Source organism: Jongsikchunia kroppenstedtii DSM 45133, assembly GCF_000380485.1.
In the GTDB taxonomy this organism is placed as follows: Bacteria; Actinomycetota; Actinomycetes; order Mycobacteriales; family Mycobacteriaceae; genus Jongsikchunia; species Jongsikchunia kroppenstedtii.
This window is the reverse complement of the sequence record NZ_AQYG01000049.1, coordinates 349,920-373,789: the sequence shown is the minus strand read 5'-3', so window position 1 is coordinate 373,789 and position 23,870 is coordinate 349,920. Positions and strand designations below refer to the sequence as shown.

General features: G+C 64.0%; 18 protein-coding genes. 11 read left to right on the top strand and 7 right to left on the bottom strand.

The window, feature by feature from the left end; all coding sequences use genetic code 11:
* Positions 1-4: 4 nt before the first annotated feature.
* Both G341_RS0115820 and G341_RS0115815 read right to left on the bottom strand, forming a co-directional pair.
* Positions 5-1,003, bottom strand: a complete 999-nt coding sequence (locus G341_RS0115820; protein ID WP_018180139.1) for an isopenicillin N synthase family dioxygenase — start codon at positions 1,001-1,003, stop codon at positions 5-7.
* 71 nt (positions 1,004-1,074) lie between these two features.
* Positions 1,075-1,557: a DUF4262 domain-containing protein gene (locus G341_RS0115815; RefSeq protein ID WP_018180138.1), complete on the bottom strand. Its 483-nt coding sequence runs from the start codon at positions 1,555-1,557 to the stop codon at positions 1,075-1,077.
* 182 nt (positions 1,558-1,739) lie between these two features.
* Here G341_RS0115815 and G341_RS0115810 point away from each other — a divergent pair, with 182 nt between their 5' ends.
* Positions 1,740-2,516, top strand: a complete 777-nt coding sequence (locus G341_RS0115810) for an enoyl-CoA hydratase (protein WP_026303748.1) — start codon at positions 1,740-1,742, stop codon at positions 2,514-2,516.
* Between the two features lie 18 nt (positions 2,517-2,534).
* On the opposite strand, the gene G341_RS0115805 is transcribed toward G341_RS0115810, so the two are convergent.
* Positions 2,535-3,479 (bottom strand): GlxA family transcriptional regulator, encoded by a 945-nt coding sequence (locus G341_RS0115805; protein ID WP_018180136.1) that lies wholly within the window; start codon positions 3,477-3,479, stop codon positions 2,535-2,537.
* 71 nt (positions 3,480-3,550) lie between these two features.
* Between G341_RS0115805 and G341_RS0115800 the strand changes: the two genes are divergently transcribed.
* Positions 3,551-4,849, top strand: coding sequence for an MFS transporter (locus tag G341_RS0115800; protein ID WP_051092853.1), 1,299 nt, complete (start codon positions 3,551-3,553; stop codon positions 4,847-4,849).
* Between the two features lie 64 nt (positions 4,850-4,913).
* Here the strand turns inward: G341_RS0115800 and G341_RS0115795 are convergent, their stop codons facing one another.
* Both G341_RS0115795 and G341_RS22265 read right to left on the bottom strand, forming a co-directional pair.
* On the bottom strand, positions 4,914-5,330 hold the full coding sequence (locus G341_RS0115795; RefSeq protein WP_018180134.1) for a VOC family protein: 417 nt from the start codon (positions 5,328-5,330) through the stop codon (positions 4,914-4,916).
* Positions 5,331-5,430: 100 nt separating this feature from the next.
* Positions 5,431-5,841 (bottom strand): helix-turn-helix domain-containing protein, encoded by a 411-nt coding sequence (locus tag G341_RS22265; RefSeq protein WP_018180133.1) that lies wholly within the window; start codon positions 5,839-5,841, stop codon positions 5,431-5,433.
* A gap of 58 nt (positions 5,842-5,899) precedes the next feature.
* Here G341_RS22265 and recC point away from each other — a divergent pair, with 58 nt between their 5' ends.
* The 3 genes from recC to recD are packed head-to-tail and all read left to right on the top strand — an operon-like array spanning position 5,900 to position 14,294.
* The gene (gene recC / locus G341_RS0115785; protein ID WP_018180132.1) at positions 5,900-9,193 is read left to right on the top strand and encodes an exodeoxyribonuclease V subunit gamma; all 3,294 of its coding nucleotides are present in this window, start codon (positions 5,900-5,902) and stop codon (positions 9,191-9,193) included.
* Positions 9,190-12,480 carry a UvrD-helicase domain-containing protein gene (locus G341_RS0115780; RefSeq protein WP_018180131.1) on the top strand — a complete coding sequence of 1,097 codons (3,291 nt, stop codon included), beginning with the start codon at positions 9,190-9,192 and terminating at the stop codon, positions 12,478-12,480. Before recC ends, G341_RS0115780 begins: the two co-directional genes overlap by 4 nt.
* A complete protein-coding gene (recD, locus tag G341_RS0115775; protein WP_018180130.1) occupies positions 12,477-14,294 on the top strand; it encodes an exodeoxyribonuclease V subunit alpha in 1,818 nt (605 codons plus the stop codon). The genes G341_RS0115780 and recD overlap by 4 nt, the downstream gene beginning before the upstream one ends.
* A gap of 48 nt (positions 14,295-14,342) precedes the next feature.
* On the opposite strand, the gene G341_RS0115770 is transcribed toward recD, so the two are convergent.
* The gene (locus G341_RS0115770; RefSeq protein WP_081622573.1) at positions 14,343-14,750 is read right to left on the bottom strand and encodes a very short patch repair endonuclease; all 408 of its coding nucleotides are present in this window, start codon (positions 14,748-14,750) and stop codon (positions 14,343-14,345) included.
* 125 nt (positions 14,751-14,875) lie between these two features.
* On the opposite strand from G341_RS0115770, the gene G341_RS22260 reads away from it, so the two are divergent.
* From G341_RS22260 to G341_RS0115740, 6 genes are read left to right on the top strand one after another with little or no spacing between them, the layout of a single operon-like run.
* Positions 14,876-16,171: a DNA cytosine methyltransferase gene (locus G341_RS22260; protein ID WP_018180128.1), complete on the top strand. Its 1,296-nt coding sequence runs from the start codon at positions 14,876-14,878 to the stop codon at positions 16,169-16,171.
* A gap of 55 nt (positions 16,172-16,226) precedes the next feature.
* A complete protein-coding gene (locus G341_RS0115760; RefSeq protein WP_018180127.1) occupies positions 16,227-18,827 on the top strand; it encodes a Z1 domain-containing protein in 2,601 nt (866 codons plus the stop codon).
* Between the two features lie 2 nt (positions 18,828-18,829).
* A complete protein-coding gene (locus G341_RS0115755) occupies positions 18,830-19,831 on the top strand; it encodes a PD-(D/E)XK motif protein (RefSeq protein WP_043451657.1) in 1,002 nt (333 codons plus the stop codon).
* Entirely contained in the window at positions 19,821-21,656 is a 1,836-nt protein-coding gene (locus G341_RS0115750) for a hypothetical protein (RefSeq protein ID WP_018180125.1), read from the top strand. Before G341_RS0115755 ends, G341_RS0115750 begins: the two co-directional genes overlap by 11 nt.
* Before the next feature lie 2 nt (positions 21,657-21,658).
* Entirely contained in the window at positions 21,659-22,552 is an 894-nt protein-coding gene (locus G341_RS0115745) for a hypothetical protein (protein ID WP_043451654.1), read from the top strand.
* A 2-nt stretch (positions 22,553-22,554) separates the two neighbouring features.
* Complete coding sequence (locus G341_RS0115740; protein ID WP_155826992.1) at positions 22,555-23,355, top strand: DUF6339 family protein; 801 nt, start codon at positions 22,555-22,557, stop codon at positions 23,353-23,355.
* Positions 23,356-23,623: 268 nt separating this feature from the next.
* On the opposite strand, the gene G341_RS0115735 is transcribed toward G341_RS0115740, so the two are convergent.
* The gene (locus tag G341_RS0115735; protein WP_155826991.1) at positions 23,624-23,863 is read right to left on the bottom strand and encodes a hypothetical protein; all 240 of its coding nucleotides are present in this window, start codon (positions 23,861-23,863) and stop codon (positions 23,624-23,626) included.
* Between the last annotated feature and the right edge of the window lie 7 nt (positions 23,864-23,870).

Genomic DNA, 23,870 nt, shown 5'->3' with positions numbered 1-23,870 from the left:
CCTGTCAAGCTTGCTTTCCATTTGTGCGCGCTTCGTCCGAATACCAGCGTTCGAAGACGTCCGGGTGTGCGCGGGTCCGGCTCTTCCAGGTGTTCTCGCCGTAGGTGTTGTAGAGCGGATTCGCCGGGTCGCGTTCGACGCCGCGGGCCTTGGGCTGCAGCTCTGACGGCAGCTGGATCGTGGGAATGACCGCATCGAGTGCCGGGCTGAAGAAGTACGGGATGGAAATTCGCTCCGGCGCGCCGACCGGCGTCATAACCCGATGTCGCGTCGCCCGCAGGTACCCGTTGGTGGCCACCTCCAGCATTTCGCCGATGTTCACGATGAACGCGCCGTCGACCGGCGGCGCATCGATCCAGCCGCCGTCCGCCGCCTCGACCTGCAGGCCGGCGGAGCCCGGCTCGACCAGGAGCAGCGTCAGCACACCCGAATCCTTATGCGCGCCAACACCCTGATCGCCACGCGGTGAGTCGGCACGGCGCGCGGGATAGCGGATCAGCTTGATCAGCGTTGCCGGGGAGTGCCCGAACGCCGCGTCGAAGAAGTCCGCCGGCGAGCCGAGCGACTGTGCCCATCGCTGCAGGAGCGTCAGTGACACCGCAGACATTGCGTCGCCGAACTCGGTGACGACCGAACGCAATTCGGGTAGTTCGGCCGGCCATTGGTTGGGACCCTGCAGCCGCATGTAGTCCTCGGCCCCGGCGACCGGATCCCGATCGATCCCGATATCGATCTGCTCGCGCCAATCGGTCTGCCCATTGGTCAGCTCGCCGCCGAGTCGGTTGTAGCCGCGGAAATGCGGGCTGCGGATCATGCGCACGGCGTCCTTGGCAGCGTCCGGCAGGGCGAAGAATTCGCGAGTCACCTGCAGAAGGCGCGCAATCAAATTCGGCTCGATCCCGTGACCCACGAGGTAGAAGAAACCCACCTCATGGGTCACGTCCCGCAGCCGGTCGCGGCCGGCCGCGGTATCGAGTTCAGCGAGGTCGATTACCGGCAGCACATCGTCACGCTAGCCCCATTGGACTCACCGGCGCCAGGTTTGCGAAACGGCTGACGGCAACCGTCCGGGTGTCAGGCCGCCGCGCCGTGACTGCGTGGCGGCGGGCCGAGCAGCGGTTGCCGGGAAGGCCCGTACGCATACTCGCCGTGCCACGGAAACCGCCCGTCATGGTCGGACCACACCACCTGCATCGCTTCGAATTCCGAGTAGATCGCCCGGCACACCACCAACGGCCAGACGTCCCGCACCTCGAGCAGGTGTAGCGGATGCGCGTCGAACGACTCGACCAGCACCTGGGACCCGATCCCGACGTCGTCGCCGTGCACGAGCTGCTCGGCGACGACGTTGAGGATGTGGGCAGCACCCACCGGCTCGATCCCGGTGATCACCAGCTCGGTGTGGCCCAGTGAGGTGAGTCCGGCCGTGTACGCGAACGGCTCGGCCCAGCGGTCGCCCAGCACTCCGGTGATGCCCCAGCTGCCGCGGCCGATGTGTTCCAGCGCATGGCCGATCATGCCGTCCGGACCGTCGCACTCGGGATGGATGTCGCACACGGTATGCCCCCTTCGATCGATGTTGCGAGGAACGCTAGATCGAGGGTCCGACAGCCGATAACCAGATGGGGGACAACAATATTCGTCAAGCGATGAACACGGTGTTCGTGCAAGAACACGGTGTTCGACGGTCGTCGCAGTAAAGCCGGATGACCGTCCGTCGGCAGGCGTACACTGCGCCCATGGCAGACGATCTGGTTCTCACCGAGCGCGACGACGCGACGCTCATCATCACCCTCAACCGGCCGGAATCGCGAAATGCATTGAACCCGGACTTGATTCGTGGGCTGCAGTCGGCGATCGCCGCGGCAGACGCCGACGACGATGTCGCCGCGGTCATCCTGACCGGCGCCGATCCCGCGTTCTGCGCGGGTGTCGACCTCAAGGTCATCGGTGCCGATGGCGGCTGGGGCAACATGGACCTCGACGAGGTTCCGACCGGTCACCCGTGGACGCCGATCAGCAAGCCGATCATCGGCGCGATCAATGGCGTCGCGGTCACCGGCGGTCTTGAACTCGCGATGGGTTGCGACATCCTGATCGCGTCCGACCGAGCCCGGTTCGCGGACACCCATGCCCGGGTCGGCATGATGCCGCTGTGGGGCCTGACCGTGCGGCTGCCGGAGATGGTCGGGTTCGCGTTCGCCAAGCGAATGTCGTTGAGCGGCAACTTCGTCACCGCGCAGTCCGCATACGAGCATGGCCTGGTGACCGAGGTGGTCGAGCATGAGCAGCTGCTGCCCGCGGCGAAACAGCTGGCGGCCGACATCGCCTCCAACAATCGCGCGGCTGTGGCGAGTCTGCTCGGCTCCTACAACCGGGTGCGTGACCACCATCTGGTGCCGCAGGTGCAGACCGAGGCCGACACCGCCAAGGTATGGCTCGCCAGTGCGGCCGGAAAATCGGTCGCCAAGGACGCGGCATCGGTCATCGAGCGCGGTCGGTCGCAGCTGAGCTGACGCCAGGCACCCGAAGTATCAGGTGCCCTGGAAGGTCTTCCGGTAGTGCAGGGGACTCATGCCGAGTCCGCGGCGCATGTGATGCCGGAGGTTGGCGGCGGTGCCCAGACCGGCTCGCCGGGCCACCTCGTCGACCGAGAAATCTTGTGACTCAAGCAGTTCGCGCGCTGCTGCGAGCCGCTGCTGGCGGACCCAGTCGCCAGGCGGCAGCCCGGTCTCCTCGCGGAACCGGCGATTGAAGGTGCGAACACTCATCCGGGCATGTCCGGCCAACTGCTGCACCGACAGCGGCTCGGTGAGGTTGGCCAGCGCCCACTGTCGGGTGGTCGACGTCGACTCGTCCCGGGGTTCGGGAACGGCACGCTCGATGAACTGGGCCTGGCCGCCTTCGCGCCACGGCGGCACCACGCAGTACTTCGCGACCGCGTTGGCCAGCATCGTGCCGTGATCGGCTCGAATCATGTGCAGGCACAGGTCGATTCCCGACGCCAGACCGGCGGAGGTCAGCACGTCGCCATCGTCGACGAACAGCACCGACTCGTCGAGCAGGACCGATGGGTAGAGCCGGCGGAAGTCGTCGGCCTTGGCCCAGTGGGTGGTGGCGGGCCGCCCGTCGAGGACGCCGGCGGCCCCGAGGACGAAGGCGCCCGTACAGATGGACACGATGCGGGTGCCGGGCCGGATGGTCGACCAGGCTTCGGCCAGTTCCGGTGTCAGCTCGCCGCGTTCGCGGGCGGCGGGGTAGCGGGTGCCCGGCACGATCACGGTGTCGGCCTCGGCCAGCGCTTCGGGACCGGCCTGCGGCGTCATCGCGTATCCGCCGGTGCATTCGACCGGCGCACCGGTCAGGCCGCAGGTCACGACCTCGTACCGGTCGTCGGCCTGGCCGAAGACCAGCGACGGGATGGTCGCGTCGAAACCGATGAGCTGCTCCAACACCAGCACAGCCACGTAATGCGTCATGGCATGATTTTGACATATATTGGCATTCCTGCCAATTGTCGTCATGGCCGATCTCCGCGACGCTGGACCGCATGACGACTTCCGTCGCGCCGGGCCGACGCATCCACCCGGCATGGATCGTCGCCGCCACTGCATTCGTCGCGGTGCTGGCGGCGGCAGGATTCCGTTCGGTGCCAGGCGTGTTCATGGATCCGCTGCATATGGAATTCGGCTGGTCGCATGCGGTGATCGGGCTGGCGATGTCGGTCAATATGACGCTGTTCGGAGTGACCGCGCCGTTCGCGGCGGCGCTCATGGACAAGTTCGGCGTGCGGCCGATCCTGGCCGGCGCCATGGTGCTGATCGCCGGTGGCACGTTCCTGTCGATCTTCATGACGGCGTCATGGCAGTTGGTGCTGTTGTGGGGAGTGCTCGTGGGCATCGGCACCGGTTCGATCTCGATGGGCTTCGTGGCGATCGTCGCGACCCGGTGGTTCGTCGCCCGTCGCGGATTGGTGACCGGTGTGCTCACTGCCTCGAGCTCGACCGGCCAACTGATCTTCCTGCCGGTGGTCGCCGCCGTCACCACGCACTACGGCTGGCGCTGGGCCGCCGGCCTGGTGGCGATCGCGTCGATCGCCACGGTGCCGCTGGTACTGGCGTTCATGCGAAACCGTCCGGCCGATAAGGGAGTCGGACCCTATGGCGCTGACATTGACGACGCCCCGGCCGCGGCCACCGCGGGTTTCCGGGCTGCTTTCGACGGGCTGGCGCTCGGCCTGCGTACGCCGGCTTTCTGGCTGCTGGCTGGGAGTTTCGCGATCTGCGGGATGACGACCAACGGCCTGATCGGCACCCATTTCATTCCGGCGGCCCATGACCACGGCATGCCGACCACGATGGCCGCGGGTCTGCTCGCCACCGTCGGCATCTTCGACGTCGCGGGCACGATCGCGTCGGGCTGGTTCACCGACCGGTTCGACCCGCGGCTGCTGCTCGGCATCTACTACACCGGCCGCGCGGCGTCGCTGGCACTGCTGCCGTCGCTGCTGTCGGCCCACGCCGGTCCGTCGACGTGGGTGTTCATCATCTTCTACGGCCTCGATTGGGTGGCCACGGTGCCGCCGACGATCGCGCTGTGCCGCAACTACTTCGGCGATCGCACCCCGATCGTGTTCGGGTGGGCGTTCGCATCCCATCAGATCGGCGCAGCCATCGCGGCGGCGGGCGCCGGATGGCTGCGCGACCAACAGGGCAACTACGACATGGCGTTCTTCATCGCCGCCGGGCTGTGCATCGTCGCCGCCGGCATGTGCCTCGCCGTGCGCAGTCCGGTCCCACCGAGCCGCGGCAGCATCCCCCAGGCGGTCAAGGACACCCAATCGGTCTGACGTGCACGGCCGATCGGTGCTCGGGCGCCGGTATCGGTGACGTCGGATCTGCAGCGGCACATGGTCAGAAGTCCGTGAGCTGTGTCAGGCGCAGCGTGTTGCCCGAGGGATCGCGGAGACCGCAGTCGATGCCGTAGGGACGCTGCTCCGGCTTGTCGGTGAACTCGACGCCCGCGGCGGCGAGCCGGTCGTAGTCGGCGTACACGTCATCGGTGGTGAGAAACACGGCGCCGGCGAAGCCCTTGCCAACCAGATTGAGGATCTCCTTCTGACCGTCCGGGGTGAGCATCGGCTCACCGGGGATCGACATCAGCACGATCGAGATATCGTCCTGCCCGGGTGGCGCGACGGTGAGCCAGCGGAATCCCGGCATCTCCTCGAGCCGGACGTCCTCGCGGACTTCGAAACCCAGCTTCTTGGTGTAGAACTCCAGCGCGGCGTCCTGGTCGTGGACCCAGAGCTGGGTGGTGGCGATCTTCATGACGGTGCCTTTCTGCGGCGGTCGGATGTGTCGCGTCTGACGCTAGGCCGCAGGTCGGGGAGCCGTCTTCTCCCCATGTGCTGTCCTGTGGATCGTCGTTCTAGATCCGGGAATCGGGCATCGGGCGCGTTGCCTGCCGAATCATGCAGGTAGGGATCCGCGCGCGGCGGGACGCCGGCGGCATGGACGCGCGATACTCTGCCGGCGTCTTGCCGTAGGTGCGTTTGAAGCTGGTGGTGAACGAGCCGACGCTGCGCAGCCCGACCGCGATGCAGACGTCCGCGATCGAGTAGTCGGTGTTGCGCAGCAGCGCCGCGGCGCGTTCCAGGCGCCGAGTCTGCAGGTAGTCGCGGGGCGATTCGCCGAATGTCTTGCTGAACTCGCGGGAGAAATGCGCTCGCGACAGCATCGCCGCGGCGGCCATGTCATCGACAGAGATCGGCTCGGAATAGCGTGCGTCGACTAAGTCTTTGGCACGCAACAGGTGTCGAGCGGGCACCACCGAGGTCACCGATCGATTGTCGCATGTCGCACCGCGATGTCGGGCACGGTCGATAGGATCGGACGCGATGTTGACGGTGCACCGGGCCGAGCGGGCCGACACGCTTGCAGATGCGTTGGCGCAGGTCCTGCGATCGTCGCCCGGCGACCCGTTCGACCCTGATGTGGTGGCGGTGCCGGCCAAGGGGGTCGAGCGCTGGTTGGGCCAGCGGTTGTCGTCCGTGCTGGGCGCGGCCGGGCACGGCGACGGGGTAGCGGCGAACATCGAGTTTCCGAGTCCGGCGGCGCTGGTCGATCGTGTGGTCGGGGAGGCGACTGGAATCGCCGTCGATGCCGACCCCTGGCAGCGGGACCGGCTGATCGCAACGGTGCTGGCGGCGATCGATGCGTCGATCCGCGAGCCGTGGGCGGCGATGCTGGCACGCCACCTCGGTGCCGAGAACGATTCGGCCGGTGCCGGCGTTGCCGATGAGGAACGCAGGGGCCGACGCTGGGCCGTCGCGGCGCATGTGGCCGACCTCTTCCGCGGGTATGCCAGTCAACGTCCGCAATTGGTCCTGAACTGGGCCGCGGGCATCGATGACGATGGCGCCGGCGAACCGCTGCCGGAGGACCTGATGTGGCAGCCGCGGCTGTGGCGGGCGGTCGCCGAACGGGCAGGGGTGCCGAGCGTTCCCGAACGTCTGCAACAGGCGTGCGAACGGGTTGCCGGCGAACCTGATTGTGTCGATCTGCCGCAACGGCTTTCGGTATTCGGGCCGACCCGGCTGACCGTTGACCAGCTGCGCGTCCTGCGGGCGCTCGGGGAACATCGGGACGTGCATCTCTGGCTCCCGCATCCCAGCCCGGCGTTGTGGGAGGCATTGGGCGACCATGAGCCGGTCACGAGACGGCACGACGATCAGTCGGTGAAGGCCGCCAACAATCCGTTGCTGGCGAGTCTCGCACGGGACGTACGCGAGTTGCAGTCGCGGTTCGGGGAGCGGTCCGAGCACCACGGCGGCGCGCAGCTGCCGCAATCCTTACTGGGCGGCCTGCAGGGGGCGATCAGAGGCAACGAGCCGCCGAAAGCTGTTGCTCGGCTTGATGGTTCGGTGCAGGTGCATGCGTGCCACGGACCGGCCCGGCAGGTCGAGGTGCTGCGGGAGGCGCTCCTGCATGCGTTCGCCGACGATCCGACGCTGCAGCCGCGCGACGTGGTCGTGATGTGTCCCGATATCGAAACGTTCGCGCCGTTGATCCGGGCGGCGTTCGGCCAAGGAGTCCTCGGGCACCCGGGACATCAGCTGCGGGTGCGGCTCGCCGATCGTGGTCTGCGTCAGACGAATCCGGTGCTGGCGGTGGTCGGCACGCTGGTCGAGTTGGCGGATGCCCGGGTGACGGCAAGCCAGGTGCTCGATCTTCTTGCCGCGCCGCCGGTTCGCTGCCGGTTCGGGCTCTCGGACGAGGATCTGGAACGCTTGGCCGAGTGGACCGATGCGGCCGGCGCGCGCTGGGGCCTGGGACAGCGGCAACGCGCGGCGTTCGGGTTGGACGGATTCGAGCAGAACACCTTCGCCACCGCGATCGATCGGATTCTCCTGGGCGTCGCGGCCGACGAGACGCGATCACAGTGGCTCGGCCGGGCCTTGCCACTCGACGATGTCGGCGGCGATGACATCGAATTGGCTGGGAAATTCGCCGAATTCGCCGATCGGCTCGCCGCGATCGTGCGGGATCTGCAGGGACCCGCGACCGCGGAGCAGTGGCAACAGACGCTCGCACGCGGACTGGAGTGGCTGACCGACGTACCGATGGCGGACGCCTGGCAGCTGGCCCAGGCGCAGCGCGAGCTGGGCGCTCTGACGATGGCGGATCCGACGGCGGAGCTGCGCCTCGCCGATGTGCGGGCGATGCTGGCGCAGCGGTTGGCGCCGCGGCCGACCCGATCCAACTTCCGTACCGGCGAGCTGACGGTGTGCACCATGGTTCCGATGCGATCGGTGCCGCATCGGGTGGTGGCGCTCATCGGGCTCGATGACGATGTGTTCCCGCGGGCAGGCGCGGTGGACGGCGACAATGTGCTCGCCCGGAACCCGCTTGTCGGCGAACGCGATCTGCGCTCAGAGGATCGGCAGCTGCTGCTGGACGCGGTGATGGCGGCGACCGAGAAGCTGATCTGCTGCTACAGCGGAACCGATCCGGTGACCGGCGCTCGCAAGGCGCCCGCGATTCCGTTGGCGGAGATCATCGATGCTGTCGCGGCCACGGCCGGCGTCGAGGCGGGCGACGTGGCGCGCCATCACCCGCTGCAGCCGTTTCACCCCAGTAACTTCGACGCGAAGGCGCCCTTCAGCTTCGACACCGCCGCCTATCAGGGTGCCTTGTCCGACCTCGGCGACAAGGTGCCCGAGCGGCCGGTGGCGCAGATCAGCCTGCCGGCGGCGGACGCGGGCGATATCAACCTGGCCGAGCTGGCGGCCTTCTTGGTGCAGCCGGCGCAGGGACTCCTGCGGCAGCGCTTGGGAATCCGTATCACCGACCTCGACGAGGACATCATCGACGCGTTGAGCATCGAGCTCGATGGGCTGCAGAAGTGGAGTCTCGGCGATCGCATGCTGGCGACTCGGCTCGCCGGTCACGATCTTGCGGAGTTCCGGGGTGCGGAGTGGCGGCGGGGCACATTGCCGCCGTTCCAGCTGGGCCAGAAGGTCTTGACGGAGGTCACGCGCGCCGTCGACCATCTGGTCGATGCGGCGCAGCGGTACTACGCGACGGAGGCCGAATCATTCGACGTGTCTGTCGATTTCGACGGGCGTCGGCTGACGGGCACGGTGACCGACGTTCGAGACGGGGTGGTCGTGCGGACGATCTATTCGCGTCTGGGCGCCAAGCATCGGCTGGATGCGTGGGTGAAGTTGTTGGCGCTCAAGGCGACCCACGCCGACCGGGAGTGGAAGGCGGTGACGCTCGGTCGCGGCCCGTATCGGACCACACCGGCCTGGCGTTCGGAACTGATCGCGCCGGAGAATGCGGCCGAGCTGCTGGCTCAGCTGATCGACCTGCGCGATCGCGGCCTGCGGCAACCGATGCCGATACCGGTGGCCACCGCTGCCGAGTACGCGAACCGGCGGCACGGCGGCAGTCCGGAGGACGAGGCGCTCGACGGGGCCGCGAAGACGTGGTCGGACATGTTCGGCGAGTGGGACGACCGCTTCTTCAGCTACGTGCTGGGCGGGACGAAGCTGCCGTTCACGACTCTGACGGCTGACGAACCCTGGCTGGACGAACGTCGATGGTCGGACGACACGACCCGCTTCGGCGTTCTCGCCTACCGGGTGTGGGCGCCGCTGTTGGACGCGGAATCGTTGGGGCGCCCGTGATCACACCACTCGCATTCGACCTGACCGGTGAATTGCCGACCGGTACAACGGTGCTCGAGGCCAGCGCCGGAACCGGCAAGACCTATGCGATCGTCGGTCTGGCGACGCGGTATATCGCCGAAGGTCTGGCCGACGTGTCGCAGCTTTTGCTCGTGACTTTCAGTCGCGCCGCGACGCAGGAACTGCGTGATCGTACGCACGCCCGAATCGTCTCCACCGCCGCGGGTTTGGCCGATCCCGAGTCGTCCGACGACGAGCTCGTTCGTTATCTGGCGACCGGCACGGCACAGGAAGTCGCGGCGCGGCGCGGGCGGCTGCAGCGGGCGCTCTCGGACTTCGATTCCGCCACCATCGTCACCACCCACGGCTTCTGCCAACGGATGCTGGACGGGCTGGGTGTGGCCGGGGATACCGACAATGACTACACCGTGGTCGAATCCGCGACCGACCTGATCAGCGAGGTCGTCGATGACCTGTACCTGAGCGCGTACAGCGGCACCGACAATCCGCCGATCAAACCAGTGTTGGCGCACAAGCTGGCCGTCGCGGTGATCGGGGACCGGCAGGCCGGTCTGGTCGCCGAATTCGACGCCGAGACGCCCGAATGGCATCGCGTCACATTCGCCAAGGCGGCGCGCAAGGAGGTCGCGAAACGCAAGCTGCGGCAAGGGGTGCGCGACTACGACGATCTGCTGACCTTGCTGGACAACGCATTGCGCGACCCGGAGCAGGGGCCGGTGGCCGCCGGGCGAATCCGACGGCAGTTCCGGGTGGTGCTGGTCGATGAGTTCCAGGACACCGATCCGGTGCAGTGGCGCATCTTCCGGACGCTCTTTCACGGTCAATTGCCGATGGTGCTGGTAGGCGATCCCAAGCAGGCGATCTATGCGTTCCGCGGCGCCGAGGTACTCAGCTATCTCGATGCTGTGGCTGTCGCGGACGACCATCGGGTACTCGATACCAACTGGCGCAGCGATTCCGGACTCGTCGGGGCCCTCGACCAGGTGTACGGCGGCCTGGCGCTGGGCCATTCGCAGATCGTCGCGCACTCGGTGCAGGCGCACCAACAGAAGTCGCGGATCGACGGGCGTCCGGCATTGCGGCTGCGATACCGCGATCGCAATCATGCGGGCCCGAAGAACAAGTCGGGATACCCGGCGATCGGCGCGCAACGACGGACGGTGGCCAACGATGTCGCGCGAGACATCGTCCGATTCCTCGGCAGCGCACCGATATTCGACGGTCGTGTGGTGGGCGCCGGCGATATCGCGGTGCTCGTTCGTACAGGTGTGCAGGCCGAAATGGTGCGCAATGCGCTCGATCGATGCGGTGTTCCGTCAGTCCTCGCGGGTGGCGCCAGCGTGTGGGAAACCCATGCCGCGCACGAATGGCTCTGGCTTCTCGAGGCTCTGGAACAGCCGCGGCGGCCCGATCGGGCACGACTGGCCGCGCTGACGTCGTTGTGGGGTTTGACCGTCGGCGATCTGGATTCCGGTGGCGACGATGCGGTCGCCGAGGTGGCGTCGGAGCTGCGGGACCTGGCCGCCCTGTTTGTCACGTCGGGATTGGCGGCCGTCACCGAACGGGTGTCTGTGCAGCGGTCGCTGGAGGCGCGGCTGCTGGAAAAGACCGGCGGCGAGCGAATTCTGACCGACCTGCGGCACATCGGCCAGCTGCTCAACGCGGTCGCCGCCAGTGACGGGCTGGGCCTGGCCGCGTTGTCGCGCTGGCTCACCGCGCGCATCAAGAACCCGGTCATCGGCGACGCCAAGGAACGCAGCCGCCGCCTGGACAGCGACGCGGCGGCGGTACAGATCGCCACGGTGCACCGCAGTAAGGGGCTCGAATTTCCCATCGTCTACGTGCCGTTCGGTTGGGACGCTCCGAAGAACCCCAACGAGGACGTGCTGCTGTTCCATGACTCGAGCGGGAAGCGGATGCTGGACGTCGGCGGCAAGGACGCGCCCGGATATGCGCAACGGCAATCGCAGCATCACAACGAGGGAATGGGCGAAGAGCTGCGCTTGCTGTACGTCGCGCTGACCCGGGCCTGCAGCCAGGTGGTCGTCTGGTGGGCGCCGGCGTTCTCGACGCCGGCCGCACCGCTGCACCGAATGCTGTTCGGCCGCAAGCACGACGACCCAACATTGCCGAACAGCACGAAGGTGCCGTCGGACGCGGAGGTCGCCGAGAGGCTTGAGGCGTGGACGCCGGAATTCGTGTCGGTAGAGAAGGTCGACGTCACGGATCAGGTCGAGGCGCATGAAGACTCGGACGTGGTCGTCGAGGAGTTGGCGGTCGCGCGGCTGCGACGGACGCTCGACATGGAGTGGCGTCGGACGTCGTATTCGGCGTTGACGGCCGCCGCACACGAGACGCCCGGCGTACGCAGCGAAGCCGAGGAAGACGTCAAGGATGACGAATCGGATTCGGAGATACCGGCTGTCGACGCCGGGGAGGACGATGCCTTACCGTCGCCGATGAATGGGCTGCCCGCGGGCGCCGCATTCGGAACGCTGGTGCATGAAGTGCTGGAGTTCGTGGACACCGCCGCGGCCGATCTGGATGCCGAACTGCGCGCCCAGTGCCGGGAGGCGGTCGCGGAGCGATTGTTCGACATCGACCCGGACGCGCTGGCACACGCCCTGGGGCTGGCGATGCGCACGCCCTGTGGCGGGTTCACGCTTGCCGAGGTGGCCCCGCGAGATCATCTGGCGGAGTTAGAGTTCGAGCTGCCGCTTGCGGGTGGCGACGAGACGGTTGCCGAAGTGACGCTGCATGACATCGCGGGTCTGCTGTCACGGCTGCTACCCGGTGGCGATTCGCTGGCGTCGTATCCGTCGCTGCTCCGCGAGTTGGAGCCGACGGCGTTGCGCGGCTACCTGACCGGAAGCATCGACTCGGTGCTGCGGGTTGACGGCCAGTACGTGGTGGTGGACTACAAGACCAACCGGATCGTCGCCGGCGATTTGACCGTACGGAACTTCGATCGTGACGCCATGGCCGGCGAGATGCTCCGCTCGCACTATCCCTTGCAAGCGTTGCTGTACTGCGTTGCGCTGCATCGTTTCTTGCGGTGGCGGTTGCCCGACTACGATCCGGCGGTGCATCTGGGTGGCGTCCGCTATCTGTTCGTACGCGGGATGGCGGGGCCGGATACGCCGGACGGCTGCGGAGTGTTCGACTGGGAACCGCCGGCCGCGTTGATCGTCGAACTGTCGGACCTGCTTGCGGGCGTGACCGTGGCCCCCGACCCGGACGCCGGACAGATGGAGTTGTTCGGATGAGTCTGGTGGTGCAGCGCGCGAGCGGCGCGCTTCGCGAATTCAACGAGGCGGGAATCCTCGCCGCATCGGATATCCATGTGGCGCTCCGGCTCTCGTCATTGGCCGACTCGAGCGATCCGACCGTGGACCTGGCGGCGGCCTTCACGGTGCGCGCGGTGCGGGCCGGCTCGGTATGCCTGGATCTGAATCGCCTGCGCGAGATCGGTATCGAGGATTTCGAGGGCGATATCGACGAGCTGCCCTGGCCGACGGTGGACGAGATCGTCGCGGCGGTATCGGACAGCGTGCTCGTGAACGGATCGGATCGCGGTGAGCTGCGGCCGCTGCGGCTCGTGCAGACCGATGACGGGTGGCTGCTCTATCTGGAGCGGTACTACCTGCAGGAGCAGTCGATTCGGCACATCCTCGATGCGCGAGGTTCATCGTTCCCGGCGGTGGGGGTATCGGCAGCGGATCTCGATGCGTTGTTCGCGGGCGCCGTGGCACCCGATCGGCAGCGTATTGCGGCGGCGCTGGCCGCGTCGATGTGGACGACGGTGATCGCGGGCGGGCCGGGTACCGGTAAGACGCATACCGTCGCCCGGGTGCTGGCGCTGTTGCTGCAATCCGAGGGTGCAGGACTGCGGATCGGCCTGGCGGCGCCGACCGGAAAGGCGGCAGCGCGTCTCGAGGAGGCGGTCGCTGAGCAGGCCGCGGAGCTGGGACTGCCGAAGCTATCGGCGATGACACTGCACCGGCTGCTGGGCTGGAAACCGGGGTCCAAGAACAGGTTTGCGCATGACGCGCACAACCGGCTGCCGTACGACGTCATCGTCGTCGACGAGACATCGATGGTGTCGCTGACCTTGATGTGCCGGCTGCTGGAGGCGGTGCGCGCAGATACGCGGCTGATCCTGGTCGGCGATCCGGATCAGCTGACGTCGGTTGATGCGGGTGCGGTGCTGGCCGACCTGGTCGCGCGGCCACTGGTCGGATCGGTGAATCCAGTTGTGGAGGAACTGGTTTCTGCGGATCTGTCGGCATCGGGCGCGGAAGCCTTAACAGATGGGGAGCGATCGCGACTGGGTGCGGGCGTGATCCGGCTGACGCGCGGTCGGCGGTTCGGCGGCGACATTGCGGCGGTTGCCGAGGCCATTCGGGTTGGGGACGCCGATGAGGTGCTGCGGATCATTGCCGAGTCCGATCAGGTAACGCTGTGTGCGCCCGATGATTTGGCGGGGCTGCGTGACGACGTGGTTGAGTCGTCAGGTGAGGTGACTGCGGCTGCGTTAGAAGGCAACGTTGCAGCAGCGTTGGCCGGGTTGGAGCGGCACCGACTGCTGTGTGCGCACCGTGAGGGGCCGTACGGCGTCGAGCAATGGGCGCAGCGGGCCATGGAATGGGTGGGGGAGAGCATCGGTGTTCGCCTCGATCCGGCGCATCCGTATGCCGGCCAGCCGCTGATGGTCACGCAGAACGATCACGAGGCGCGGATCTACAACGGCGACACGGGCGTGATTGTGGCGCAGGGAGAATCGCTGATGGCGGCCTTCGGACGTGGCGGCGATCCGATCCTCATGCACCCGACCGCCATCTCGGACGTGCAGACCGTCTATGCCATGACAATCCACCGGAGCCAGGGAAGCCAGTACGACGCCGTCACCGTAGTGCTCCCGGAGGAAGGATCAGTGTTGCTGACCCGGGAGCTGCTCTACACGGCGGTCACGCGGGCCCGGGAGCGGGTACGGATCGTCGGTTCCGCTGCTGAGGTGGCCGAGGCGGTGACGCACCGAGTCATGCGAGCCTCGGGTCTGGCGCTGACCAATGGATGCTGATACGCGGGTACGGCGCGAAGCGCAGTGCGGCGGGCCCTACTCGGGCGACTATTGATTGCGGATTGAGTCGATGATCGAACTGCTGACTGCATCAGGGTCCTCGTGTTCCCAGAAGCGCAGCACCTGCCATCCCGCTGCTCGAAGCGACGCGTCGGTCTCCCGATCGCGTTCAATGTTGCGCTTCAGCTTGGGCAGCCAGTAGTCGGCATTGCGTTTGGGAAGAGTTGCGTGCTCGGGACATCCATGCCAGTAGCACCCGTCGATGAACACGGCGATTTGACGGCGGGTGAACACTATGTCGGCGCGGCGCCGCCCGCCGAGGGGCGCGAAGTCCACTCGGTAGCGAAGGCCTGCGGCGTGCAGGAGTCGGCGCACTCGGACCTCGGGCTGCGTATCGCGACGTCGATTCGATTGCATGGATCGTCGGGATCCCTCCGAGCTCGCCCACGATGTCACGCTCACCACGCTAGCGTCGCTCGTCCGGAGGCGAGGTCTGCTCGCGTGGACTGACCGAGATTTTGTCCGAATATGGCCGGCGCGCTGCCCACATCGTGTCGGCGGTGCCGGCTAATGTGCATTCCATGACCGACGACAGGACTGGGCAGCTGCCGCCATTGGAGTCTCCGATGATCGTGGACCTGTTTGCTGGTCCTGGCGGCTTGGATGTCGCGGCCCATTGGCTGGGCGTTCCCTCGATCGGCATCGAGTTCGATGAGTCCGCGGTAGAAACCCGGGAAGCGGCGGGCCTCAGTTCCATCTTGTGTGATGTAACCGAATGGAAGCCAACCGATTTCACCGAATCGATAAACGTGTTGGCCGGGGGGCCGCCCTGCCAGACGTTCACTGTTGCAGGAAAGGGTCATGGTCGCCGGGCTCTGGCACGCGTGATCGAGCTGGTCGAGATGTTGGGCGACGGCCGGGTCAATGAGGTCAACGAGGAGGTGCAGCAGCACGACGATCCGCGCACCGGACTAGTGCTGCAGCCCTTGATCTGGGCGCTTCTCGCGCTGGATGCCGGGCGACCGTTTGAGGCGATTCTGCTAGAGCAAGTGCCAGCGGTAAAGCCGGTATGGGAGGCGATGGCGCGGGTGCTCGAGAGCAAAGGGTATGGGGCAGATGTTGCTGTGCTGCGAACCGAGGAATACGGAGTCCCGCAGACGCGCCGTCGAGCGGTCCTCGCGGCGCGCTGGCAAGTAGACGGTATGAATGTCAACCTCCCGCAACCGACGCATCAGAAGTACAGCGTGACGTCGGCAGGAGCACGACCGCGTTTGGATCCCTCGACTGGCCGACCTAAGTGGATCAGCATGGGTGAAGCGCTTGCCTGGAATGAACCGTTCACGGTGATCTCGAACTACTCCCTAGGTGGAGATGCGAGTACTCGATGCCGTCGTCGCCACGATCAACCCGCGTTCACGGTGACCGGCAAGGTGTCTCGGAACAGGGTGAAGATGGGCGGAGGCGGCGAGCGACGTTTTGGCCACTCGGAGGCCGGTCGATTGCAAACCTTTCCTATCGACTACCCATGGAGCGGGAGCGACATCTCCCAGCAGATCGGCAACGCGATCCCACCGCGACTAGGGGCGCATGTGCTGGCGTGGCTGGTGGGCGCAGCTCCGGAACTGAGCGATCAGTTCTTCGAAACCCGGGTTGGGGCGTGGGGCGCTCCAACCCGGGCGACGGCAAAGCGGTTGCGGGCGACGGTAGTCGGTGATGGCTTCGGCGCGGACTCTGTGACAAGGCTCGTGGGTTCGCCGGACCGCTCTGTCGAACTGGCTGCGATTCATCATGGAGCAACGTCCGATCGTGTTCTCCTCGAGAGAGTTATTCCGGCTGAACGCTCAGGCCGGCCCGCCAGGATTTCAGTCAAAGCGTAATTTTCTGTATGGCCAGACCAGCTCTTACGCCAACTAGGTTCACTGAAGGGGGAGTATGACCAGGGATCTCGAAAATCTGTTCGAGGTGTTTGCTAATTGGGCGATGCAGCACGGTGGTGCAGAGAATGCTGCGGACTACCTTGTCGGGGCCGGGATGATCGACGAGGAGACCGCTGAGCAGTTGGCAGCCCGGTTCAACTCCAATGTTGCCGAAGTGCAGACCGGCGGTCCAGTATTGAAGCCGCGCCATGAAGAGTCCTGGTATCAAGGGGCGTTGCCCTCAGACCCGCGGTGGGCTCAGTTCCGTCAGAAGTTGATCACAAAGGGGCGCGAATCGCTGATTCCTTCGCTCAACAGCGCGTCGGACACGATCGTAAGGTTGACTCCGGCGCCGTCGGGGCCTCCGCGGTCCGCAAGAGGACTTGTCGTGGGTTTCATTCAGAGCGGCAAGACAACGAACTTCACGGCGGTTGCGGCAAAATTGGCCGATCGGAACTACCGAATGATAATTGTCCTCGCCGGCATTCATAATGCATTGCGTGAGCAGACGCAGGAGCGACTGAACGAAGACCTGGTCGAGGGGAACTCCGAGCGTTGGTTCACCATCACCGGCCTCGGTGGCGACTTCGACCTTACGAAGGTCGGAGTCGACGCGAAGACCGGTCCGCACAAACAGGACGCAGTGCAGTTCCTTACTGCACACGACAAGACCTCACTACTGGTCGTCAAGAAGAATGCGGCAGTTCTGAAAAAGCTCTTGAAGTGGCTAGGCCGCCCGGAGGCGCGTAACGCGCTTAAGGCTGCATCTGTACTCGTGATCGATGACGAGGCGGACCAGGCCTCGGTGGAAACGGCAACAATTAACCCGTTGATCCGAGATATTCTCGCTCTGATGCCACGCGGAACATACATAGGCTATACGGCCACTCCTTTCGCGAATGTCTTCATCGACCCATCGGATGAAGACGACCTATATCCGCGCGACTTTATTTACCCTCTGCCGCAGCCGAAAGGGTACTTCGGGCCGGAAATGCTTTTCGGTCGTGATGACCCGGGGGTAGGCCAGGCTGATGTCGACGGCTACGACATGGTGCGCAGCATCCCAGATGAGGATGAGTTCAAGCTTCGGCCGATGTCGAAAAGGGAAGTCGATGGCTTCGTTCCTGTGGTTACCGATGGACTTCGTCTAGCGCTTAGATGGTTCGTGCTGGCGACAGCCGCCCGGTGGGTGCGCGGCGACGCTGGTGATAGCTCGATGCTGATCCATACCTCATTCCAGACGGCGGTTCACGATAAATATGTTCCGGTCATCGATCGCGAGATCGAGATGCTGAGTGAGGCGGTATCGGGGTCTGTAATGGATGCTGGAATTATCGGTGAATTGCGTTCGCAGTGGTTTGATGAGACGTCAAGAGTCCCGGCCGAAGATTGGGGACGTCGAGCTGAAAGCTTCGATGCGATTCTTGAAAAAATTCCTGAAGTGATCGCGGATATCAAGATTATAGTCGACAATTATCGTAGTGACGAGCGGTTAAACTACGAAAATGGGACGACTAACACTATCATCGCGATCGGCGGGAATACGCTCTCTAGGGGAATTACCCTTGAAGGTCTGGTTTCGAGCCTCTTTATTCGTCCTACGAACACATATGACACGCTGCTCCAGATGGGGCGCTGGTTCGGATTCAGAGTCGGCTACGAAGATCTTCCGCGGATCTGGACTACAAAGAGCTTGGAGCACGCTTTCAGGCATCTAGCTCTCGTGGAACATGAGATGCGCCAGGATATGGCCGTATACGAGCTTCAGAACATCACACCCCAAGAGGCGGCGGTGAAGATACGGACACACCCGACGCTGCGGGTGACCGCAAAGATGGGTGCGGCGCTACCGCAACGCACGTCGTACGCCGGCGCGCGATTGCAGACGCGGTTCTTCAAGCGCTATGATAAAGATTGGCTGGAAAACAATTGGATGGCAGCCGAACGGTTGCTTGCCGACTCGTCTAGAATGGGGCAGAGCACCCTGCCGAATGGTGGCCGCCTGTTCAAGAATGTAACAGTATCGAGTGTGCGCACATTCCTCGAGAATTTCTCCGTTCTGCCGGACCAGGCGGATATGAACATCAAGATGATCCTCAAGTATATCGAGCAGCAGAACGCGCTTGACGAAGCGCAGTTGACATCGTGGAATATTGCTTTGATGTCGGGCACAGGCGGCCTCCGTGAGGTTGGAAGTGCGAAAATCAAGACCGTGCAGCGTGCGCCATACCGAGACAGTGGATCGATCGCCGACATTAAGACCCTGATGAGTAAGGAAGACCTTGTCGTCGACATCGAGGGTTTGAGTGTTGCGGAGGCTCGGAAACTTACTGAGGCGAGCCTGAAACTTCGGCGCATAGAGAATGAGCAGACGCGATCGAAGGGTTTGCTTGTCCTGTATCCGATCGATCCCGAAAGTGAGCCGGGCTCGGATCGAAGTGCAAAAGTACGCGAGAATATGGATGCAGTTGGTCCGGTTATGGGATTGGCGCTCGTATTTCCAAGGGCCGCAGACTCGGTCGCTGGTGTCGATTCGGTGAAGTCGACGCACCTATCGGTCGAGCTGGCTGACCACGCTGAGGAAATCGATACCCACGACGAAATGTGGGAGTCATAGCGGTGGCCGGGCGATTTGGCATAGGAGATATCGACTGGGCAGATATCGGGCGATCGGGGACGGAGGTCGACGAGAGCTGGCGGGCGAAGAACCTCCCCGTGCGAGCCGGTGGCAGACATCTTGCGCTCGCGGTGGACGAGAAGGGCGACCATCACCTGCTGGTGCCAAAGAGCGTGGAGGAGCTTGCGACCAATACACGAAGCCCGCTTGCCGTATACGCGAGGAACTTTCGATTCAGTGGCGGCCGCAAGGACACAATTGAGGGGCTGTACCTGGATATCCATTGCCGCGTCGAGGTGCTGAACGGCCAGTTCGACAAGGTGATAGCTGATGTGGTGGAGGCCGTCGGGCGCGCCAAGGACGCCGCGGCTGCTGCTGCGGCGGCAGTGGCTGCGTGGCGTCGACTCTTTGCAACGCTGGCGGAGTCGAGGGCTCTGACGTATCAGGAACGACTGGCTGCGTTCGGCGAGCTATCAGTCCTGCAAGAACTGGTTGAGAACGTCAAGGGCTTCCGGCCGGATTGGTGGACTGGCCCTAACAGGAAGCCCCACGACTTCGAGCTACCGGGCGCATCGATCGAGGTGAAGTCGGTCGGCGAGGACTCGACAGCCTTGACGATTCATGGCCTGGATCAACTCGCGCTTTCAGATGACAAGCCCCTGCACCTGGTCATCCGGCAGATCGTCGAGAACTCTTCGGGAAAGACGGTGGCTGAGCTACTCGGGGAGATTTTGAGCGTAGCCGAAGGTGCGCCAGAAATTCGAGACCGGGCCGCGTTGTTAGGTGTGTCTGACACTGACGTCGACGCGACGCGATTCACGATTCAATCGACGCTCATCGGCTCAGTCAATTCGGATTTCCCGCGCATTGACAGGTCTGATCTTCGCGAAGGCGCGGAGCCGGCCGTATCGTCAGTGCGCTATGACCTCGACCTTGCGGAGTTGAGGCCGTATCTCAAGTTTTCGGCCGTGGGCGATTGCCAAGGAGTACGCAATGTCGAGTGAGGCGATCAGATGGTGGTCGCAGCCTTTCCCTCCTGAAGGCGGAGGCACAGCGGAGGGCATCAAGAGGGCACTTGGAAGACCGAGCCTGCCGGAATTTGCGATCCTCGTCAGAGAGGCCGTCCAGAACAGCTGGGATGCGCGCACCGGCGACCGGATCCTATTCAAGATCAGCCTTCGCAAGCTTGGAAGCGACGCGATCCAGTGGCGACATTGGATCGGAGCATCGAGCGATTCCGACCAAGAGCGCGGATTGCTCGCAGGCCTTCACTCTGATTCTTGGATCCTGACCGTCTCCGATAGGGGCACGAGTGGACTGGGTGGTCCGCTTAGGTCAGATGAACCGGACAAGCCAGATCAGGTCGCCAACTTCGTCCAGTTCATACGCAATGTCGGTGAACCTCGAGACAAGGATCTGGGCGGAGGCACATACGGCTTCGGCAAGGGGATCTTCTACCGCATCAGCGAGGCCGGTGCGATTCTCGTTGACACATTGAACACAGACGGCGACGAGTCCAGCCGCCGTCTGATGGGTGCTGCGTTGGGGGGTATTGAAACTGATGGCACGGGTCGCAGGTTCACCGGTCGGCATTGGTGGGGAGCCATCAACGATGATATTCCGGATCCGGTTACAGGCGATGCGGCTGCCCAGATCGCAGACCAGCTCGGGTTGCCAGGGTTTCGTGACGGAATCACTGGCACCGATGTCACGGTGATTCTTCCGAATTTGGAGCTCGACGAAATCGATGGCGATGTCGAGCTCCTCGCTGCTCGGTTGCGCGCGCACATCTATTGGTATCTATGGCCGAAGCTGGTCGGTACGCCGAATCAAGCAGGCATCGATTTCGAACTCGAGGTGAACGGCGTCGAGTATGAGTTCCCTGAACTGAAAGACATGCCGGTGTTCTCGAGCTTTGAGAGCGCGCTCGTCAACCTGCGGGCTGCAGAAGGTACTGACTTCACGATGGCGAGTCATATGAAGAAGTACGGTTTCCTTGGCCACCTCTCTATCGAGAGAACCATGCCGAGTATGTACGGTGATCGCAATTCGGTGTGGGAGAGCATGCAGGCGACGGCCCCAATCGAGGCGCCGTACCGGCATATAGCAAGAATGCGGCAGGCGGAGCTGATCGTCGACTACTTCCCGGGCGAGCCGATGTCGACTACCAATATCGGGTATGTCGGGGCCTTCGTGGCATCGGCGACGGTCGATGAGTTCTTCGCGCAGGCGGAGCCGCCGACCCACGACGGTTGGGAGACTGGAGCATTGGTCGGGCCGGCCAAAGGGATTGTCCAGCGATCCAAGACGTGGTTGGGCGACCAGTGTCGCCAACAGGTCGAGGCAACGAGTGGCACCAGATCTAAGGCAGTCCAAGGGCTGGGTAGGCTATCGAGTTCTTTGGGCGCATTCGTCGCCGGCGCCGCAGGCACGCGTCCGACGCCGGCGAAGGGGAAATCGGCCGGCTCCGGACCTGGGAGAAAGCGTGCTTCCGCCTACGAAGTGAGACGGCAGTCGCATGTTGTCGTATCGGACCAGATCGCCTACGTGGACTGCGAGGTCGAGATTGCCGAGTCGGTTCCCGAGGGGCTGCTCCTCACAGCGGAAGCGTCGGTCATCCTCGCGAGCGGGCGGAAGGAGAATCCGTTCGATGCGCCTGCGGGTGCCGCCGAGACCGCAGTGCTCTATTGGTACTTCGATGGGAACGCGAACGACCGTATCGATGGCCCGGTGCTGGACTCCGCCCATATGAGGCCCGGACGGTGGACCGCGCGGGCCCGCGCACTCGATGATGTCTCGGTGCGGGTGACTGTTCGGGATGGAGGGTAGGGATGGCGAAGTCTTTCGTCGCTCCGTATCTGGTACCGGACTCGGATGCAATCGAAATGCAGCCGTGGACATTGGACATGCGTGGTGAATCGACTCCTTTAGGTGCGGTGGTAGACAACTGGGTGTCAGGGACCGATCTCAACGTATCTCGCGGCGTCACGATGAATCTGGACTCAGTTCGTCAGCGGTGCGGTCTCCCTGAGCAATCGGAACTCGGCCTCGTAGTGACCTGGATGAGCGACAGCTCGAAGATTCGGCGCCGGGTGCTGACAAAACAAGTCTTGGAACCTCGGAACGAAGTGTCCGTCACACTCCCCGGGAACGAGATCGGCGGGACGATCAGATTGTCGACGTCACTGATCCTGCTTGCCGACATCGATCGTCCAGCACCGGGGACTCCGCATCGGCGGGGTTCGATTCTCTATACCGACGTCATATCGGTGGTCCTTGAAGGCGAAGGATCAATGTTTCCGATGGCTGTGGTCGATTTCGACGCGAGACCATATGACAGCCGCGCGTCTTGGCATGTGGAGACCAGTACCGATCTTGACGCTGATTTCAGCTCAACGTTCCAGGTACTGGTCAACGAAAAAGACAAGCCCCTCATTAAGGCGATAGAGTCCGAGAAGCCGAATCGCGAGCAGCAGGCATTGTTGGACGAGCTGAGTTCCGGTGTGATGCAAGTGGTTCTCGAACTCGCGTATGCGATGAAGTCGCTGGGAGATCTCGCTGGCGGCGACTTTGAGACCGGCACTGTTGGAGATGTTCTCTTCTCCCTGATCGAACAAACCGGTGATGTCGACCTCGGTGACCTTAGTGAACCGAACCAGATCGGTCGTCGAAGCAGCGTGTTCCAGGGGATGGCGCGCGGGCTGGCCGCAGGGCGGGTGTTCTGACCGTGACTGAACCCCTGATTTGGCCGCGCTTGGACCGGTCGAAGGCGGAGACGAGGCTGGAGGTTCTGGGAGATGACACTGGACCCGAGAAGGATCTCTCAACCGATAGCTACGCGTTCAGCGGGATCGGTCAGCGAGCTGGCAAGACCGAGATTCAAGTGCTCCGGAACACGGTTGTAGAGACTGCCGCCGGGTTCGGATTCAAAGTGCGGCACGGCTTTCAGCAGGGCACGGACCCAGGCGATCGTGCGAGAGCAGAGTTCGACGCGGCGGTGTTCCGCCAGCTTCCAGGTCTGATGCCGATGAATTGGTCAGAGGCCGGTTCGCGTGAGGTCTGGTCGTGGTGCGCGATCGCATTGCTACCCGACGTGACGCACTGGAGATGGAAGTGGGTGGGCAAGTCCGGTCGGTGGAACCGTGAACGCTGGATCGGGTCGGACCTGACAAGGCACACGTGGGGGCGTCAATGGTGGCGCGCTGTCCAACTGCAAGGCGCGCCGTCGGCCGTCGATCAGCTGCTGGAGTCGGATTTCAATCAGCTCACCGAGCGGGCAAACACTATCGGCACCAACCCGTTACTGGTTTCGACATTCGTCGAGCTGTACCTAAAGGCCGTCGCCAATGGCACAGTTGATCGCCGCGACCTGATTCGTGACAGCACACAGCGGTTGCTCCGTGAGATGGCGTTTGTCGATGACTCCATCATGGGTGGCGCGGAGATGACGGCTTGGATAGCGCAATTGTTAGAGCAATCGACAAAAGCGCTGGGATCTGCTGATGAATTCGGCAACCCGATGGTCTGACCTCATTGCCTCCATCAGTAGATTTGGCAGCGCGGACCAAGCTCCGTTCGCTGATGGAACGGACTCCAGCACTAGGTCCACCGGGTCGGTGTGAGCTCAAGCAGTGGACGAACGGAAGCTTTGGGCTGGCATCCAATCTGACCAACCTGATTTCGATGTCCCACCCGCATTAGAACATAGGCCCTGAGATTGCCGAAGTTTGAGTAAGGCTGGTCGAGTTCGTCCAGCAGCGGAACCGGCAAATGACTTACGTTTCACCGTGTCGGTGTCAGCCACGTTGGCCGCCTTGGTAGTTCGGTGATCGCGGATCATTGCGGTCCATCACATGGCCGACTACACGCGTGGCCTTGCCGATCCACATCAGCGCGCCCAGCGCGAACATGATCGCGCAAAACCCGGCCACGACGAGTATGAACCACACGACGATGTCCATGGCGGTCTTACCGCCGAGCATCAGGATCGTGAACAGGACCAAGAACGCGATGATCCATCCGAGTGTCTTTTTCATGACCCAG